11 protein-coding genes are annotated in these 14802 nt (G+C 66.8%); 6 read left to right on the top strand and 5 right to left on the bottom strand.

From position 1 onward, the window contains the following. Positions 1-137: 137 nt before the first annotated feature. The gene (locus ARGLB_RS07650; protein ID WP_003800803.1) at positions 138-1547 is read left to right on the top strand and encodes an integrase catalytic domain-containing protein; all 1410 of its coding nucleotides are present in this window, start codon (positions 138-140) and stop codon (positions 1545-1547) included. Here the strand turns inward: ARGLB_RS07650 and glpK are convergent. The 3 genes from glpK to ARGLB_RS07635 form a co-directional block, all read right to left on the bottom strand. Continuing rightward, complete coding sequence (gene glpK / locus ARGLB_RS07645) at positions 1507-3021, bottom strand: glycerol kinase GlpK (RefSeq protein ID WP_003800801.1); 1515 nt, start codon at positions 3019-3021, stop codon at positions 1507-1509. The genes ARGLB_RS07650 and glpK overlap by 41 nt on opposite strands. 75 nt (positions 3022-3096) lie before the next feature. Further along, the gene (locus tag ARGLB_RS07640; RefSeq protein WP_003800799.1) at positions 3097-3843 is read right to left on the bottom strand and encodes an MIP/aquaporin family protein; all 747 of its coding nucleotides are present in this window, start codon (positions 3841-3843) and stop codon (positions 3097-3099) included. 58 nt (positions 3844-3901) lie between these two features. After that, complete coding sequence (locus ARGLB_RS07635; RefSeq protein ID WP_003800797.1) at positions 3902-5659, bottom strand: glycerol-3-phosphate dehydrogenase/oxidase; 1758 nt, start codon at positions 5657-5659, stop codon at positions 3902-3904. A 138-nt stretch (positions 5660-5797) separates the two neighbouring features. Here ARGLB_RS07635 and ARGLB_RS07630 point away from each other — a divergent pair, with 138 nt between their 5' ends. Beyond that, positions 5798-6760, top strand: coding sequence for a sugar-binding transcriptional regulator (locus tag ARGLB_RS07630; protein ID WP_003800795.1), 963 nt, complete (start codon positions 5798-5800; stop codon positions 6758-6760). Between the two features lie 90 nt (positions 6761-6850). Here the strand turns inward: ARGLB_RS07630 and katG are convergent, their stop codons facing one another. Then, complete coding sequence (katG, locus tag ARGLB_RS07625) at positions 6851-9145, bottom strand: catalase/peroxidase HPI (protein WP_003800794.1); 2295 nt, start codon at positions 9143-9145, stop codon at positions 6851-6853. Positions 9146-9290: 145 nt separating this feature from the next. Between katG and ARGLB_RS07620 the strand changes: the two genes are divergently transcribed. From ARGLB_RS07620 to ARGLB_RS07605, 4 genes are all read left to right on the top strand, one after another. Beyond that, positions 9291-9653, top strand: a complete 363-nt coding sequence (locus tag ARGLB_RS07620) for a VOC family protein (RefSeq protein ID WP_003800792.1) — start codon at positions 9291-9293, stop codon at positions 9651-9653. 77 nt (positions 9654-9730) lie between these two features. Then, positions 9731-10600: an aldo/keto reductase gene (locus ARGLB_RS07615; protein WP_003800790.1), complete on the top strand. Its 870-nt coding sequence runs from the start codon at positions 9731-9733 to the stop codon at positions 10598-10600. Positions 10601-10614: 14 nt separating this feature from the next. Then, complete coding sequence (locus ARGLB_RS07610; RefSeq protein ID WP_003800788.1) at positions 10615-11544, top strand: alpha/beta fold hydrolase; 930 nt, start codon at positions 10615-10617, stop codon at positions 11542-11544. Further along, positions 11541-12617, top strand: a complete 1077-nt coding sequence (locus ARGLB_RS07605; protein ID WP_003800787.1) for a glycosyltransferase family 4 protein — start codon at positions 11541-11543, stop codon at positions 12615-12617. Before ARGLB_RS07610 ends, ARGLB_RS07605 begins: the two co-directional genes overlap by 4 nt. Before the next feature lie 24 nt (positions 12618-12641). On the opposite strand, the gene ARGLB_RS07600 is transcribed toward ARGLB_RS07605, so the two are convergent. Continuing rightward, positions 12642-14729: a primosomal protein N' gene (locus tag ARGLB_RS07600; protein WP_043418372.1), complete on the bottom strand. Its 2088-nt coding sequence runs from the start codon at positions 14727-14729 to the stop codon at positions 12642-12644. Positions 14730-14802 lie beyond the last annotated feature (73 nt).

The raw sequence follows: 14802 nt of genomic DNA, 5'->3' as shown, positions 1-14802 counted from the left end.
TGGAAACAAACCGCGTTGACTCATTGAAAACCTCCGCGTAGCCGGATTCGTTGCCTCATTTGAATACCTCCGCGTAGCGGCGTGGTTGAGGGTGTTGGCGGCGGTTGCGGGCTATGCCCGTTTTCATGGAGCTAACGATGGCCCAGCGGCAAGCTGTGACGAAGAAGAAGGCCCTCGCCTATCAGAGCGCTGATCGTGCAGGGAAGTCCCGGATCCTGGACGAGCTGGTCGAGCTGACCGGATGGCATCGCGACTATGCCCGTGCGGCGCTGCGGGATGCCCTGGTCCTGAAGATCATTAGGCCAAGGCCGGGCAGGAGGCCGGTCTACGGGCCGGACCTGCTGCCAGCGCTGATCAGGTGCTGGGCGGTGCTGCGCGCTCCGGCCGGCAGGCTGCTGGCTCCGATGCTGCCGGTGCTGGTGCCGTTGCTGCGCCGCGACGGGGAGCTTGTGATCACCGATGAGCAGGCCGCGTTGCTGATGCGGATGAGCGCGGCCACCATCGACCGGAAACTGGCCGGGGAACGGGCCAGATTGATCCCGCGTGGACGCTCGCATACCAAGCCGGGCACGCTGCTGAAGTCCCAGATCCCGGTCCGTACCTGGGCCGAATGGGACGACGCGGTCCCGGGCTTTGTCGAGATCGATCTGGTCGGTCACGAGGGCGGCAACAGCTTCGGCGAGTTCTGCTTCACGCTGACGGTGACCGACATCTGCACCGGATGGACGGTGAACCGATCGGTGCGGAACAAGGCCGCCAAATGGGTCTTTGAGGCCCTTGAGCACGTCACCGCGGTGTTCCCGTTCCCCATCGCCGGCATCGACTCAGACAACGGCTCAGAATTCATCAACGAACACCTGCTGGCCTACTGCCACGCGCACGAGATCACCTTCACCCGTTCCCGGCCCGGGAACAAGAATGACGGCGCACACGTGGAGCAGAAGAACTGGGCCCGGGTCCGGGAACTGGTCGGCTACCTGCGCTACGACACGCCCGCCGAGTTGGACAAGCTCAACGAAATCTGGGAGCTGGACCGCGTCTTCACCAACTACCTGCTGCCGCAGCAAAAACTCATCGAAAAGCACCGGCACGGAGCGAAGGTCACCAAGAAACACGACGCACCGGCCACACCCCACCAACGTGCCGTCAGGCACGGGCGCATGCGTAAGCGCCCGGTCATCCAGATGAATGCAGCCTTCAAACGCGTCAAACCCGGCGCCCTCTCACGCCAGATTCTGGCCCTGACAGCCGAGCTTGAAACACTCGCCCTCGCCAAGAAACCCGCCCCCATCACCCGTCAACCGCGCCTGGAACGGCTAAACAATCCGGAGGTTTTTCAACGAGGCAACGAAGCCCTCATCCGGAGGTTTTCAAATGAGGCAACGTATTACCCTTCCCGGAGGTATTGCAATGAGGCAACAGGCAAACGACGACGGGGAACTGGACACGTAGAAAAGGGGCCGGTGACTCCGGCGGGAGTCACCGGCCCCTTGTCGGGGCAGAAGGCTACCTCACATCCTCGTCGACCCAGTCCATGGACTTGGTGACGGCCTTCTTCCAGAGCCGCAGCTGCCGTTCCCGCTCCTCGGTGTCCATGTTCGGCTCCCAGCGCTTGTCCTCCGACCAGTTGGCGGACAGCTCGCCGAGGTCCTTCCAGAAGCCGACGGCGAGGCCGGCCGCGTACGCCGCACCCAGGGCAGTGGTTTCCACCACCTTCGGGCGGATGACCGGCACGCCGAGGATGTCTGCCTGGAACTGCATGAGGGCATCGTTGGCGACCATCCCGCCGTCGACCTTCAGTTCCGTGAGCGGAACGCCCGAGTCAGCGTTGACGGCGTCCAACACCTCGCGGGTCTGGAAAGCCGTGGCCTCAAGCGCGGCCCTGGCGATGTGGCTCTTGTTAACGAACCTGGTCAGGCCGACGATGGCGCCCCGGGCGTCCGAACGCCAGTAGGGCGCGAAGAGTCCGGAGAACGCGGGGACGATGTACACGCCGCCGTTGTCCTTGACCGAGGCGGCGAGGGACTCCACTTCGGGGGCGCTGCTGATCATGTTCAGGTTGTCCCGCAGCCACTGGATGAGCGAACCGGTGACGGCGATCGAGCCTTCCAGCGCGTAGTGCGGTGCCGCGTCGCCTAGCTTGTAGCCGACGGTGGTCAGCAGCCCGTTCTTGGAGTGCACGATCTCCTCGCCGGTGTTGAAGATCAGGAAGCATCCGGTGCCGTAGGTGTTTTTCGCTTCGCCGGTCTCAAACGCAGCCTGGCCGAACGTGGCGGCCTGCTGGTCACCGAGGATGCCGGCCACCGGGACCTCCCGCAGCAGCTGCGAGGTGTGGACCGTGCCGTAGACCTCTGAGGAGGACTTGATGGCGGGCATCATGGACGCCGGAACTCCGAAGATACCCAGGATTTCCTCATCCCACTGCAGCGTGTCGAGGTCCATGAACATGGTCCTGGACGCGTTGGTCACGTCGGTGACGTGCACGCCGCCATCAACGCCACCGGTGAGGTTCCACAGCACCCAGCAGTCGGTGTTGCCGAAGACCAGGTCCCCGGCCTCGGCCTTCTCCCGCGCACCGTCGACGTTGTCCAGGATCCACTTGATCTTGGTTCCGGAGAAGTAGGTGGCCAGCGGCAGCCCCACCTTCTGCTTGAACCGGTCCGCTCCCCCGTCCTTCGCCAGTTCGTCCACGATGGGCTGGGTCCGGGTGTCCTGCCACACGATCGCGTTGTAGATCGCTTTGCCGGTGGTCTTGTCCCAGACCACCGCCGTTTCACGCTGGTTGGTGATGCCGACGGCGGCAATGTCGTGCCGGGTCAGGTTCGCCTTTGAGAGGGCGGAGCCGATGACCTCGCGGGTGTTGTCCCAGATTTCCGCGGGATCGTGCTCCACCCAGCCGGCCTGCGGGAAGATCTGTTCGTGTTCCATCTGGCCGGAGGACACGATGCTGCCGCTCTGGTCGAAGACGATGGCGCGGGTGCTGGTGGTGCCCTGGTCGACGGCGATTACGTATTGGCTCATGATGACGTCCTTGTCGTTGTGCTTGCGTTTGAAGAGATGTGGCTATGGATATGGTTTCGGAACGGGTGCCGCGCGTCAGGTGGCGGCCGTGAACACGATGGGCAGATACCCCACGAGGCCAGCCAGCGCGCCGCCAACGAGCGGCCCGACCACCGGGATCCAGGAGTAGCTCCAGTCGCTGGATCCCTTGCCCTTGATGGGCAGGATCGCGTGTGCGATGCGCGGCCCGAGGTCACGGGCGGGGTTGATGGCGTAGCCGGTGGGTCCGCCCAGCGAGACACCGATACCGACGACGAGCAGCGCCACCGCCAACGGACCAAGCCCCGACGGTGTCCCGCCAAAGGTGAGGATGACGAAGACGAGCACGAAGGTGCCGATGATTTCCGTGATCAGGTTCCAGGGCGTGGACCGGATGGCCGGGCCCGTGGAGAAGACGCCGAGTTTGTTCGCGGGCTCGGGTTCGGCGTCGAAGTGCTGCTTGTGCGCCAGCCACGTCAGTACGGCACCCAGGAAGGCGCCGGTCAGTTCACCGCCGAAATACGTGAGCGTGGAGGCAAAGTCCACCGGAACACCCGCCGCGTACTCCGGTTTGCCGTTCAATAGAAGGCCCAGCGTGACGGCAGGGTTCAGGTGCGAGCCCGACCTGGCGGCGACGTAGACACCGGCGAAGACGGCGATGCCCCATCCCCAGGTGACCATCAGGAAGCCTCCGTTGTTGCCCTTCGTGCCTTTGAGCGCAACGTTGGCCACCACACCGCAACCCAGCAGGGTCAGCATCGCGGTTCCGAAGACTTCGGAAAGAAAAACCAATCCAAGAGACATCTTTGACTCCTCTATTTTCTGTTGTCAGTCCTTCGCGTGTTTGAAGGACGGTTTCCCGCTAGGCGACGAGGCTGTGGACTTCGACGCCGTGGTGTCGCTTCAGCACCTCCTGCGCGTGGTTGATCTCAGCGGCAACCCCTGCCGCATCCCAGCCGAGCGGCTCGGCCAAGGCTTCAGCAACTTCGTTCAGCAGCTCCCCGGTGACCAGTCCGCGGAAGGCCAGCGAGGTGCGCCGGATCAGCACGTCCACGAGGTGGCCGATCTGTTCGTGGGCCGCCATGAACTGCAGTTCCCTGACGCTCAGCTCCCGGGTGGAGCGGAGCAGTCGGTCGGGACCGGCGTCGAGATACCCGATGACTTCCTCGGCACGGGTGCCGTACCTGGTGAGGAGTCCGGCGGTCCGGTCGGCGTCGCGGGCTGCGGTCATGTGTGTCTTAATCCACTGCTGGATTCCGGCCTCGCTGTCCGGGAACCGGGCGCCGCCGCCGATGGGGAGTTTCGCCGTCGAAATTTTCCGTTCCGCCCCCAGTTCGGCGAGGACGTCGTCGGCAAGGTGTTCGGCGAGGGCACGGAAGGTGGTCCACTTGCCGCCCACCAGGCTGAGCACGGCGGCGCCGCCTCCCTGTGCCCGGCGTTCGATGCGGTAGTCCCGCGATACGAAGCCCGGCTGGGTGGCGTCGTGCCGGGGCAGCGGACGCACGCCCGAGAACGTGTACACGATTTGTCCGCGGTTCACGGCGATGTCCGGGAAGACGTGGCCGATCAGGTCGATGAAATAGTCGATCTCGCCGTCCGTGCAGACGGCGTCTTCGGACATGTCGGCGTCGACGTCGGTGGTTCCCACGAGCACACGGTCGCCCATGGGGTAGATCAGAACGATCCTGCCGTCCGTGTGTTCGAAGAAGATCTCGCGTCCCTTGCAGGCAGCGAGCAGGCCCGGGTGGTCAAGGACGATATGTGAGCCCTTCGTCCCACCCATGAACGTGGTGGGCGCCCCCATGGCCTGGTTGGTGAGGTCCACCCAGGCGCCGGTGGTGTTGACGATGACGTCCGCGGTGAAGGTAAATTCCTTGGCGGTCAGTTCGTCGCGGAGCGTCGCGGTGCTGGAACCGTCTGCGTTGGGTCTGACGGACGCCAGGGACAGGTAGTTGCTGGCCCGGCCGCCCGCCTTCTCGCCGTCCTGCAGGACGTCCAGGGTGAGTCGTTCGGGGTTGTGCACGGACGCATCGAAGTAGGTGGCCGTGTATTTGACGCCAGGGTGCAACATCGGAAGTTCGGCCAGAGCCTTCTGCCGCGTGCGGAACTGGTGGCGCGGGACGCTGCCGCCGTCGCGGGAGAAGGAGTCGTAGAGACTGAGTCCCAGCTTGATGAGGAACGCGCCGCGCTCCTTGGGCTTGCCCTGCTGCTTGTGGGTCAGGAACCGCAGGGGCGCAGCCAGGACACCGGAGAATGTGCTGAAAATCGGAATGGTGGTCTGCAGCGGCTTCACGTAATGGGGCGCGATCCGAAGGAGCCTGTTGCGCTCAACCACGGATTCCCGGACGAGACGGAATTCGCCGTTTTCCAGATAGCGGATGCCGCCGTGAATCATGTGCGAGGAGGCGCCGCTGGCGCCCTGGCAGTAGTCGCCGCGCTCCACCAACGCCACGTCGACGCCCTGCAGGGCGAGGTCACGGAATGTTCCGACGCCGTTGATGCCGCCACCGATGATCAGGACCCTGGCCTTGGGCCGCCGGCGCAGCCGGGAGACGGACTCGCGCTCCGCGCCGCGGGCGGTAGCGCTGTTGGTATGGCCGGATGAATCCTTGAGTCCCAAATCTGCTCCTTTGGGTTTGGTACGGAGGGGTTGTTTCGGACGGCGCACCGAAAGGTGCGGGGCCGTTCACCACTATTGTTTGAATTATTGGAAAATAACGTCAAGCACTATGCACAAACGTGCAGAACGGATAGATGCATGCCCCGTCCCCGACATTCCGAAGCGCTGCGCGCGGCCCAGCTCTACTACATGCAGGACCTCACCATGGACGCCATCGCCCGGGAATTGCGGACCTCCCGGTCCACGGTTTCCCGGCTGCTTTCAACGGCCCGGGAAACGGGTCTGGTCCAGATCCAGATCCGCAGCCCGCTGGACACAGGCCCGGAACTGGAGCGGCTGATCCGGGCCCAGTACAAGGTGGATGTGCACGTGGTGCCCGTCCTGGACACCCTGAATGAGGCAGAAACGCTGGACCGTGTGGCAATGCAGGCCGCACGTACCATCGGCCCGGTTGTGGACTCCAACGCCATCATCGGCGTGGCCTGGGGCTCCACCCTGAGCGCGGTAAGCCGGCACCTGACGCGCAAGATCACCCACGACAGCGTGGTGGTGCAGCTGAACGGTGCGGGCAACATGCAGACCACCGGCATCACCTACGCCAGCGACATCATGCGGCGCTTCGGCAGCGCCTACGGGGCGCGGGTTGAACAGTTTCCCGTGCCGGCCTTCTTCGACCACGCCGCCACGAAGACCGCGATGTGGAATGAGCGGAGCGTGCAGCGCATCCTCGATCTGCAGTCCCGAATGAGCATCGCGATCTTCGGCGTGGGTTCAGTGGATGCCGACTACCCCAGCCACGTGTACGCCGGCGGCTACCTCGATGAAGACGACCTGGCCACCCTGGCGAAGTCCGACGTCGTTGGGGATGTGGCCACGGTCTTCTTCCGCGGCGATGGCTCCTCGGACGGCATCACCCTGAATGAACGCTCCACCGGACCGTCGCTGGACCAGCTCCGCCAGGTGCGCCGCCGGATCTGTGTGGTGTCCGGCGCGTCCAAGATCAACGGGCTCCGCGGGGCGCTGGTGGCCGGGCTGGCCACTGATCTGATCCTCGATGAGGCCTCGGCCCGGCGGCTGGTTAGCTTCGAGGAGGCCGCCTGAACTGCGGGCGGGATAGGTGACGCAGCCGGCGTCGTCCGGACGCCGGCTGCCCCGCGCCGGCCGCATCTGTGGCCGGCGCGGACGTCCGGGTCAGGACAGGTCGAAGCGGTCAAGCTCCATGACTTTCGCCCAGGCTGCCACGAAGTCGTTGACGAACTTCTCCCTGGCGTCATCGCTCGCGTAGACCTCGGCCAGTGCCCGGAGCTGCGAGTTGGAGCCGAAGACCAGATCGACCGGCGTGGCGGTCCACTTCAGCTCGCCGCTGGCGACGTCGCTGATCTCGTAGACGTTCTCCCCTCCCTCTGATGCCTTCCAGCGGGTGCCCGGGGAAAGCAGATTGACGAAGAAGTCGTTGGTCAGGACCTGGGGCCTGTCGGTGAGGACGCCGTGCGCGGAACCGCCGACGTTGGTGCCCAGGACACGCATGCCGCCGATGAGGGCTGTCAGCTCCGGCGCGGAGAGGTCCAGCAAGTACGCCTTATCAAGCAGGAGGGTCTCGGGCTGGAGCTTTTCGCCGGGACGCACGTAGTTGCGGAACCCGTCCGCCCGCGGCTGCAGGTACTGGAACGACTCGACGTCGGTCTGGTCCTGGGAGGCGTCGGCGCGGCCGGGCCGGAACGGCACCGTGACGTCGAAGCCGGCGTCCCTCGCCGCCTTCTCCACCGCCGCGCAGCCGCCGAGGACGATCAGGTCTGCCAGCGAGACCTTCGTGCCCCCGTTCTGGGCGGAGTTGAACTGCTGCTGCACCCGCTCGATGGCCTGCAGCGCCGTGGCCAGCTGTCCGGGTTCGTTGACTTCCCAGCCGCGCTGCGGCTCCAGCCTGATCCGTGCCCCGTTGGCGCCGCCGCGCTTGTCGGTCTTGCGGAAGGTGGACGCCGCGGCCCACGCCGTGCCGGCAAGCTGGGAGACGGAGAGGCCCGAGTCCAGGAGCTGGGCCTTGAGCGAGGAGATCGCCTGCTCGTCAATCAGTTCGTGGTCAACGTCCGGGATGGGGTCCTGCCAAAGCTGCGGCGCGGGGACCCATGGTCCGAGCAGGTGGGGGCCGACGGGACCCATGTCGCGGTGCAGGAGCTTGTACCAGGCCTTGGCGAACGCGAGGGCGAAGTCGTCCGGGTTTTCCAGGAAGCGCCGCGAGATCTTCTCGTAGGTGGGGTCGATGCGCAGCGAGAGGTCAGTGGTGAGCATGGTGGGCCGGTGCTTCTTCGCCGGGTCATGGGCGTCCGGGATGATCTCCGGGCCGTCCTTGGCCACCCACTGGTGGGCACCGGCGGGGCTTTTGACGAGCTCCCATTCGTGCCCGAAGAGGATCTCGAAGAAGCGGTTGCTCCACTGGGTCGGACGGTCCGTCCAGGTGACCTCAAGGCCGGATGTGATCGTGTCGGCCCCCTTGCCGGTCCCGTAGGTGCTCAGCCAGCCCAGGCCCTGCGACTCGAGGTCGCCTGCCTCCGGCTCCGGACCGACATGCGCGTCGGCGTCGCCGGCGCCGTGGGTCTTGCCGAAGGTGTGTCCACCGGCGATCAGCGCGACGGTTTCCTCGTCATTCATGGCCATGCGCTTGAAGGTCTCACGGATGAACGCCGCAGCCTTGGCAGGATCCGGATTGCCCATCGGGCCTTCCGGGTTGACGTAGATCAGGCCCATCTCGGTAGCACCCACGCCCGCCGCCATCTCGCCTTCGCCGACGTAGCGTTCGTCGCCGAGCCAGGTGTCCTCGGGACCCCAGAAGATCTCCTCGGGCTCCCATACATCCTCACGGCCGAAGGCGAAACCGAACGTCTTGAAGCCCATCGACTCAAGGGCGACGTTGCCTGCAAGGACGAGAAGGTCGGCCCAGGAGAGCTTTTGACCGTACTTCTGCTTCACCGGCCACAGCAGCCGCCTGGCCTTGTCGAGGTTGGCGTTGTCCGGCCAGCTGTTGAGCGGCGCGAACCGTTGGCTGCCGTCCCCCGCACCGCCGCGGCCGTCGTGGACCCGGTAGGTGCCCGCAGCGTGCCAGCTCATCCGGATCATCAGGCCGCCGTAGTGGCCGAAGTCCGCGGGCCACCAGTCCTGGGAGGTGGTCAGGACGCCGATGATGTCCTGCTTGAGCGCCTCGACGTCGAGCTTCTGGAACTCCTCGCGGTAGTTGAACGTGGGGCCAAGCGGATTGCCCGCGGGGTGATGAGCGTGCAGTACGGAGAGGTCGAGCTGATTCGGCCACCAGTCCGCGACGGTCCGTGGCCGGTGCGCCTTGGGCTGAGGCGCATCGATGGCCGGGTTCTCGCTCTCGCTGCCGTGCGCGGTCACGCTGCCAGGGTCGGCCGGGCCCCCTCCCGCGGCCTTGACGTCCGGATCCTGGGAGCTTTCCTGAGTAGGGACCGGGGGCTGGTCCTGGCGATCGCTCATGTTGTTCCTTCCATATGGCCGAGGCCGTGGTCGGACTCGGGCAGCCGGTCTAACCCTCCTATTTGATCACGGGCGGAGGCCGCGGGGAGAGCCCCTCGTCGTCGGGGATCTCGGCAAATCGCTGCCGTCATGCAAGGATGACCGCATGAAAATCAGCAGACAGATTGTCGTGTTCGACGCCGCCGACCTCCCCGCCGAGAGCGCCTTCTGGGCCGGGCTGCTCGGCGGCACCGTGGACGCGGAGGACGACTGGCACACGGTCAGCGTCGACGGGAACCCGCGCCTCGGCTTTCAGCTTGCGCCCAACCACGTGCCGCCGGAATGGCCTGACGGGAACCCGCAGCAGATCCACCTTGACCTCTATGTTGAGGACATCGCGTCCGCCCACGAGGAGGCCCTGTCGCTCGGAGCACGCCTGCTGAAGCCGGCGGACGACATCACCTCCGACGAGGGCTTCCAGGTCTACGCGGACCCGGCCGGCCACCCCTTCTGTCTCTGCTGGGGCTGAGTCCCGGCCACACCAGCGGCTGACACTGCGCCTGCCGGTCACGCGCGCGGCGGCGCGGTATCGGTAGAGTCGTATCCATGACTACCTCACCCCGGCTCAGCCTGAACAACGGCGTGCTGATCGACCAGTTGGGTTTCGGGCTTTACAAGGTTCCGCCGAAAGACACCGCCAACCTGGTATTGACCGCCCTAGACGCCGGATACCGGCATTTTGATACGGCGGCCATGTACGGGAACGAATCCGGGGTGGCGCGCGGCCTGGTAGACCTGTTCGCCACGGAAGCCGCCGCCGGCGGTTCAGGCGAGGCCGCCCACAGTACTTCCCGCGAGGATCTGTTCATCACCACCAAGGTCTGGAACGACGACCACGGCTACGACGCGACGCTGCGGGCCTTCGACACGTCCATGATCAACCTCGGCCTGGAATATGTGGACATGTACCTGATCCACTGGCCGTGCGCGAAGCGGGGCCTGTTCCAGGAGACATACCGCGCCCTGGAGACGCTGTACCGCGAGGGCAAGGTGCGGGCCATCGGCGTGTCCAACTTCCAGCCGCTGCACCTGGACCAGCTGCTGGAAACAGCCGAAGTGGTGCCAGCCGTCAACCAGATCGAACTGCATCCGTGGCTGCAGCAGGCCGAGCTCCGGGAAAAGCACCGCGAGCTGGGAATCCTCACCGAAGCGTGGAGCCCCCTGGGCCGCGGCCAGGTGCTGGAGGATCCCGTCATCGGCGCCCTCGCGGCGGAGCACAAGGTGAGCGCCGCGCAGGTCATCCTGCGCTGGCAGCTGCAGCTGGGCCACGTCACCATCCCGAAGGCAAGCTCAGCCGCCAGGATCCGCGAGAACCTCGACGTCTTCGGCTTCGAGCTCTCCGCCCTGGACATGGCTGACATCGAAGCACTGGACCGCGGCCACCGCACAGGCTCCCACCCCGACAACGTCAACTAGGACTCCCCCAGCAGATGAGAACAGCCGACTCCGAGCCCGCTACAGCACCGTCCTTCGTCAGCAGCGGACTCGCCGCCCGCACCCGTGCATCCACAACGCAGCTGGCCGGCAGCAGCGTTGCCTATTGGGTCTACGAACCGGAAAGGACCACGGCTGAAACCCGGACCGTCCTGGTCATCCACGGCTTCCGCGGGGACCACCACGGGCTGCTGCGGGTGGCCGACCAGCTGCCGGAGATGCGCCTGATCATGCCGGACCTTCCAGGTTTTGGCAGCTCCGGCCCGTTCACCGACGCCGCCCATACCGTGGAACGCTACGGACGGTTCATCAGCGACTTCATGAATGCCCTCGGACTCGGGCCGGACACCGTCCTGCTGGGGCACTCGTTCGGTTCCATCGTGGCCGCGCACTTTGTCGCCGACCATCCGGACGCCGTCCGCCCGCTCATCCTGGTCAACCCCATCGCAGCGCCCGCACTCGAAGGCCCCAAGGGCCTCATGACCCGGCTGGCTGTGCTGTACTACCGCCTCTCCGCGCGGCTCCCCCGCCCCCTTGGCCTGGCCCTGCTCCGCAGCCCGCTCATCGTGCGGGTGATGAGCATGGCCATGGCGAAGACGAAGGACAAGGACCTGCTGCGGTTCATCCACGGGCAGCACCACGCGTACTTCAGTGCGTTCGCGAACCGGGAAAGCCTGCTGGAATCCTTCACCGCGTCCGTCAGCAGCAACGTGGCCGAGGTCGCGCCGCGGCTCACCCTGCCTGTGCTGCTGGTCGCCGGCGAAAAGGACGAAATCGCCCTGCTGCGGGATCAGCACCGGCTTGCCGGGCTGCTTCCCGACGCGACGCTCGATGTCATCCCCGGCGTCGGCCACCTGATCCACTACGAAACGCCCGAACCTGCCGCAGGATTCATCCGCCGCTTCCTTAAGGACCACCCCGCGTGAAGATAGTCATCGACGCCCGTTTCACCCGGACGGACCACCACGACGGGATCAGCCGCTACGGCTCCAGCCTCATCGCCGCCGTCTCAAAGATCGCCGATGTGTCCATGCTCATCAGCGACCTCCGGCAACTGGCCTTGCTTCCCGACGTTCCGTACACGCTCATCAGCAGCCCGCTCTCCCCCGCCGAGCTCTTCGTGGCGCGGAAAGTCAACCAGCTCGGGGCGGATGTGGTGGTGTGCCCCATGCAGACCATGGGGACGTGGGGGCGCAAGTACGGCCTGGTGCTGACCCTGCACGACCTCATCTACTACGAACACCCGGCACCGCCGGGATTCCTGCCGGCCCCGGTGCGGATTCTGTGGCGCCTCTACCACAAGGCGTTCTGGCCCCAGCGGCTCCTGCTCAACCGTGCCGACGTCGTCGCCACCATCAGCAGGACCACCGAGGCCCTGATGTCCAAGTACCGCCTGACCAGCCGCCCGGTGCGCATCGTCAGCAACGCTCCCCAGCCGGCCCAGCAGCCCCGCGACCAGGCCGCGGCGCCGGAGAAGACACTGCTCTACATGGGCTCGTTCATGCCCTACAAGAACGTCGAAACCATGCTCGCCGGGATGGCCGAACTGCCTGGCTACACGCTGCACCTGCTCAGCCGGATCACCCCGCACCGCCGCGCCGAGCTTGAAGCGAAGATCCCCTCCGGCGCGAACGTTGTGTTCCATAACGGCGTCACCGACGATGAATATACGGCACTGCTGAACCGCACCACCGCGCTGGTCACCCTGTCCAGGGCCGAGGGCTACGGCCTTCCCTTGGTGGAGGCCATGGCACTGGGCACCCCGGTCATCGCCAGCGACATCCCGATCTTCCGCGAGGTGGGTGCGGATGCCGCCACCTATGTTGATCCGGAGTCGGCGCCGGAGTTCGCCGCCGCCGTGCGCAACCTCGCCGACGGGCAGCACTGGCAGGACGTCTCCCGGCGGTCGGTGGCGCGGGCGCGGCAGTTCAGCTGGGACGAATCCGCCCGCCAGCTGGTGGACGTCGCCGCAGAGGTAATGGCGCTCCGCCGCAGGTAGCCGGCTGGCACCAACGCGTTGGCGTCAGAGCACGTCCACCCCGTCGAGCCGCAGCTGCACCGGGTCCTCCGTGCGCTTCGCCGCGCCTGCCGCCTTCGCGGCCCGCAGCACCCTCGTCACGGTGGCGGCTTGCGCGTACGGAATGAACAGCAGCGTGCGCACATCCTCGCTATCCGTCCTTGCTGTCTGCAGCAGCGGCGCCGGGCCCGCAACGCGCAGCTCCACGCCCTCGGCGGCGAGAAGCTTTGTGGCCGAGGCGGTGAAATGCCCGACGGCGGTGCTGCCGCCGGTGACGGCGGCAACCCGCACCGCCGGGGGAAGCTGCAGCTCGGCGCGCAGCCCCAGCTCACGCTGGGCATAACCGGCCGGGTCCCACCGAAGCAGCGCGCCGACCGCGGCGGTGTCGTCGGCGGTGATGACGACGATCCCGCCGTCAGCGAAAGGCCGGACGAGGGCAGCGGCGTTGAACCAGCGGCGTACGGCGTCCTCGCCCGCGCGCAGGTTCTCCCGGCGCAGCAGCGAGTCACCGTCGAGCAGCAGCGCCGCAGCATATCCGCCCGGAGCCACGGGCTCGGCGCCCACCGTGGCCACCACCAGCGCACAGGCATCCGGCACCGTGGCCTTGACGTTCTGGCCGGAGGACGTGACCACGGGCTTGCCTGGAAACGCGCGGCCCAGCTCCTCGGCCGTACGGAGCACGCCGGCCGCACCACGCCGCAGCCGGGTGCCGTTACAGTGCCCGCAGCACCACTCCGGTGCCGGCGTCGAACACCACCGGCATTGGGGAACAGCGGCGCTGCCCGCGATGGCGAGCGGCCCCTGGCAGGACGGGCAGCGCGCCGGTTCCCGGCAGGTTTCGCATGCCAGCGACGGCGCATATCCGGCACGGGCAACCTGCACCAGGACCGGGCCGCGTTCCAGCGCCTCCTTGGCGGTGCGCCACGCTGCGCCGGGCAGCCTTGCCAACCGGGCGAGCGGGTCGCGCTCCTGCTCAAAGCTGTCGGCGGTGTTGAGGACCCGGGGAACCGTGCGGCGCAGCACCGTGCGTTCGGCTTCCACGGGCATCGCCCAGCCGGCGTCCACCAGCCGCTGCACCTCCGTGCTGCGCGCGTGCCCTGCCAGCAGGCACGCAGCCCCCTCCTGCTCGGCACGGAGCAGCAGCACCTCGCGGCTGTGGGCGTACGGGGAACGTTGTTCGACGTGGAGGTCGTCACCGTCGTCCCAGCACACCACGAGTCCAAGGTTCTGTACCGGGGCGTAGGCCGCCGAACGCGTGCCCACGGCGACGCCCGCGGATCCCTTGAGGATTCTGAGGTAGTTGCGGTACCTGGGTGACTGGCCGTCGTCGGCCGTCAGCCGGGCAACGTCATCGGCGGGCAGGATGTCCTCGAGGGCAGCCTGGACGCGGTCCAGGTCTCGGTAGTCGGGAACGACGACGACGGCGCCGCGTCCGGACGCCCGCACCGCCGCCACTGCGTCCGCGATGAGCCGTGGCCAGGCGTCCGGGCCAAACCCCTGCAGCGCACTGAGGGCGGCCCGGGGTGAGCCTCCGGACGCAAGATGGCGAAGGAAGGCGGCGCCGTTGCGGTAGGCGGTCCAACCGGAGCCGGACAGGTCATGATCCGCCGCGGGAGGCCCGGCCGGCTCGGCGCCGGCAAGCTCCTTCTCCACCTTGACCACCCGCGGCGGGATCGCCACGCGGAGGACGTCGCTGACGGTGCCCGCGTAGCGTGCGGCCACGCGCCCGGCGAGTTCCTGCAGGGGCATGGTCAGGACGGCGACCGGCGAGACGACCTTCTGCAGCGGGACGAGGGGCTGGCCGGCGTCGGACTCCTCAACCCGGTCCAGGATGTAGCCGCCGAGTTCCTGGCCGCTGAACTTCACGCGGACGCGGACGCCCGGCTGGGCGTCCTCATCCAGTTCAGCGGGCACGCTGTAGTCGAACGGCCGGTCCAGGTGCGGCAGCGGCGACTCGATGAGCACGCGCGCCACCGGACGGTCGGCGGCCAGCGGCGGTCCGCCGGCCGGCCTGGCCGTGGCCGGAAACCCCTGCAGCAATGACAGCTGCTGCGGCTCCGGCGCTGTCTGCGCAGACGCGGGGTGCGCAGACATGCTCTTCGAAGACATGCTGTTCGACGACATGGCGCCTTACCTCCGTCCTGGCTTAGTCATCAGCCAATCACAC

Origin of the sequence: Arthrobacter globiformis NBRC 12137, from assembly GCF_000238915.1 — a bacterium.
In the GTDB taxonomy this organism is placed as follows: Bacteria; Actinomycetota; Actinomycetes; order Actinomycetales; family Micrococcaceae; genus Arthrobacter; species Arthrobacter globiformis.
The sequence above is the reverse complement of the archived record's forward strand: the minus strand, read 5'-3'. Positions and strand labels throughout refer to the sequence as shown.